Annotated in this window: 2 protein-coding genes and 1 tRNA gene; 2 read left to right on the forward strand and 1 reads right to left on the reverse strand. The window is 63.9% G+C overall.

Features of this window, described 5'->3' with window-relative positions:
* Positions 1-187 (forward strand): hypothetical protein (locus tag FV217_RS23235; RefSeq protein ID WP_210245162.1); only part of this gene is annotated, 187 nt, incomplete at its 5' end.
* A 710-nt stretch (positions 188-897) separates the two neighbouring features.
* Positions 898-2,943 (forward strand): TonB-dependent siderophore receptor, encoded by a 2,046-nt coding sequence (locus tag FV217_RS21965; RefSeq protein WP_246683119.1) that lies wholly within the window; start codon positions 898-900, stop codon positions 2,941-2,943.
* Between the two features lie 700 nt (positions 2,944-3,643).
* Here the strand turns inward: FV217_RS21965 and FV217_RS21970 are convergent.
* Positions 3,644-3,720, reverse strand: a tRNA-Met gene (locus tag FV217_RS21970).
* Between the last annotated feature and the right edge of the window lie 35 nt (positions 3,721-3,755).

The following is a 3,755-nucleotide window of genomic DNA, read 5'->3' on the forward strand; positions in this document are numbered from 1 at the left end:
TCAGGACGGCCGCGACCAGGATCGTACCGGTTCTGCCGAAGCCTGCGCCCAGGCCGTCCCGTCGCCCCGTGCCGGCTTCGCTGCGTCGATCGCGATCTCGCCGATACGTCATAAACAACAATCCACCACTTCAGACATGATCTACCGTCGGCATGCGCCTAAGGAAGCAATAAGCAACCATCTCTGACGCAGACATTCCGATCTACCGAGGCACTCGGCACAAAGACAAGCTGACTTTCAAAATTACAGATTAGTTTCTAAGGATCGTGACTTGAGCGCCACAGAACTGTTCTAGTACCATTCCAAACAACGGTTCTGCGCATAAAATACAACCGTTCCGTGATTGCGCATAGGATTGCTTCGATCCTGTCTCCCGTTGACATCGTCGGCTCCGCCCGGATCCGCTCATGCCATGCGCATTCCTCCCCGGGACGGTCTCCATGACCCCGGCCATCTTACCCTGCGCGTCACGACGTGGCGGACAGCGGATGGGCCTCGCCAGCCTTGCCTCAAAGCAAAGTGCAATTTCTGCGAGAGTACCTGTTTTTCAGCAAAGAACGATCTATTGTCGGATCATTGGCGATGAAGATCGAATCGAGAAAACAATAACAATTCTAATTTATAATATTGGGAATCTGTAATTTGACGGCGCCGTGCCCGGCGGCCAAGCGGAATGGAAGCGCGACCTGCACGGAACGATGCGGGAGCGCCCTTTTCTGGGCCGTGGGGGCAGCAATGACGAAAATTGACCGGCGCAGGCGAACGAAGATCTGGTTGACGACGACGGCCGTCGGGTCCGTACTGGGATTGGGATCGCTGGCTCCGGCAGCGGCCACGCCGCGCGTATCGGAACCCGAGACCACCGGTGCCGTCCAGGCCGGGTCGATGCCGACGACGATGGAGGAACTCAGCGTCGCCGGCGAGGGGGGCCTGCTCACCGAACCGCAGGGCGGCGTCACGGTCGGCTATCTCACCAAGGCCACGCGCAGCGCCACCAAGACCGCCACGCCGCTGATCGACACGCCGCAATCGGTCACCGTGGTGACGCAGCAGCAGATCCGCGACCAGGGCTTCCAGTCGGTCGGCGAAGCGACCCGCTACGTACCGGGGGTCATCCAGGCGCAGGGCGAGGGCAACCGCGACGAGCTGATCATCCGCGGCCAGCGCTCCAACGCGGATTTCTTCGTCAACGGCGTCCGCGACGACGTGCAGTACTACCGTGACCTCTACAACACTCAGCGCCTCGAAGTGCTGAAGGGTCCCAACGCCATGATCTTCGGCCGCGGCGGCGGCGGCGGCGTCATCAACCGCGTCCTCAAGGAGGCCGACGGCCTGTCCCGTCGTGAAGTCGTGCTGCAGGGCGGCCAGTTCTGGAACAAGCGCGTGGCCGTCGACGTCGGCGACCGGGTCAACGACAACGTGTTCTTCCGCATGAACGGCGTGTTCGAGGACACAGCGACCTACCGCGACTTCGTCGACATCCGCCGCTACGGCGTCAACCCGACGATGACCTTTCTGCTCGGACCGCAGACAACGCTGAAGCTCTCCTACGAATACTTCCACGACGACCGCACCACCGACCGCGGCCTCCCCTCGCAGTTCGGGCGGGCCTACCGCTACCGCGACAACACCGCGACCTATTTCGGCAACCCGTTCCTGTCGCCGGCCCATGTCGACGCCCACATCGCCACGGCACAGCTCGACCACGTCTTCGAAAACGGCGTCGTCGTACGCAACCAGTCGCGGTTCGCCGACTACAACAAGTTCTACCAGAACGTCTTCCCGGGCAGCGCAGTGAACAACGCCGGCACCGCGGTGACGATCCAGGCCTACAACAGCCAGACCGATCGGACGAACTACTTCAACCAGACCGATTTTACCTACCAGTTCGCAACCGGCCCGCTCAAGCACACCCTGCTCGGCGGCCTCGAACTCGGATACCAGGAAGGTCTCAGCCGGCGGCTGGACGGCTTCTTCAGCAGCACCGGCACGCAGAACCTTGTGGTGAACCCGTTGTCGCCTCTCACCCGCGAGGGCATCAATTTCCGCAACATTCCGAGCGGGGCCAACAGCACCTACGATCTCGGTCTCGTCGCCACCTACGTGCAGGACCAGATCGAGGTGAACGAGCACCTGCAGCTCATCGGCGGCCTGCGGTACGATCACTTCGACTTCTCGGCCCGCGACCGCCGCACGACCGTGACGCAGAACCGGGTCGACGACCTGATCTCGCCCCGTGCCGGCGTGGTCGTGAAGCCGCTCCAGAACCTCGCCCTCTACGGCAGCTACAGCGTCTCCTACCTGCCGAGCTCGGGCGACCAGTTCAGTGCGCTGACCCCGGGCCTCGTGATTTCCGAGCCGGAAAAGTTCGTCAACGCGGAGGTCGGCGTGAAGTACGACGTCTCTCCCGTGCTCCAGCTCACCGGGGCCCTGTTCAACCTCGACCGCACCAACCAGCGCATCGCCGACCCCAACCGGGCCGGCTTCTTCCTGACCTCGGGGCAGACCAGCACGCAGGGCGCCGAGATCGGCGCCAACGGCTACGTCACCGACTGGTGGTCGATCGCGGGCGGCTATGCCTTCACCGACGCGCGGATCTCAAACAACCTGTCCACCACCATCGTCGCCGGAAACTTCGTCGGGCTGTTGCCGCTCAACTCCTTCACGCTCTGGAACAAGTTCGATCTCAGCCGCGAGTTTTCCGTCGGTGTCGGCTACATCAACCAGTCCCACTCCTTCGCAACCTCGGACAACACCATCCGGCTGCCGAGCTATTCGCGCTTCGATCTGGGCCTGTTCTACAATCTCAACGAGACCACGCGGGCGCAGGTCAACATCGAGAATCTGTTCGACAGGAAGTACATCGTCTCGGCACACAACAACAACAACATCCTCCCCGGAGCGCCGCGGCTGGTCCGATTCCAGATCGTGACGCGATTCTAGAGCGGAGCGCGGTCGGGGCCGGCGGAGAAGCACGCGACGAAACGAGGCCCGATACAAGCGGCCGCCAGCTTCGCCTCCGCGAGGCGGCGGCCGATGGCAAACGCGGATCGCGCGTCGCCGCTCATGCGGCGGCCCTCTCACGAGCACGTCGTCCGGGGTGCGGCGGGAGTTTTGTGACGATACGCGGTCGAGATCGATCTTGTCGGCGGGGCATCGAGGGACGACGGATAATGCACAGAGGGCCTGCTCCCACTCGATTCGAGCGGGCGCGCGGCCCCCACCCAGCACAAAGGCCTTGAGGCCGGCACCCAGCCGCCGGGCCACGATGCTTCACCCAACCACATGAAAAATGCCGCTTGCGCAGCGGCCGGCTGATGCGATGGGCGGCTCGCGGTCTGCGGCGCGGCCCGCCGGGAACCGGCTCGTTCAGTCCGATCGCGAGGGACGTGCGAGGGTGTCCCGATGCGGATGTGCTGGCGTGCCGGGCTCCGGCGACGGGCGTCTTGGATCGGCGAGTTTGGCGTCTCCCCCGGGCGCTGGCCTCGCCCGGGGGCGCCCTCTCGGGGCCCTCCCCTCTCCGCGTCCTCCGCCGTCGGGATGATGCCTCGGCCGCGGGTCAGCCTGGTTCGCTCGGAACGCATTTCGGCCCGTGGGCGTGCGCCTGCGGGCTTGTGGTGCTGCGCTGGTCTGTGGGGGTATTTGGTTGCGGGGGTAGGATTTGAACCTACGACCTTCAGGTTATGAGCCTGACGAGCTACCGGGCTGCTCCACCCCGCGCCGGGTGTCGGGATCCGTGTATGGATCGCGTCGGT

The organism is Methylobacterium sp. WL9 (genome assembly GCF_008040035.1).
GTDB lineage: Bacteria > Pseudomonadota > Alphaproteobacteria > Rhizobiales > Beijerinckiaceae > Methylobacterium > Methylobacterium thuringiense.

Bases quoted from the DNA above. Each gene is read 5' to 3' on its own strand.
- FV217_RS21965 (WP_246683119.1), top strand. From the start codon at position 898: ATGGAGGAACTCAGCGTCGCCGGCGAGGGGGGCCTGCTCACCGAACCG.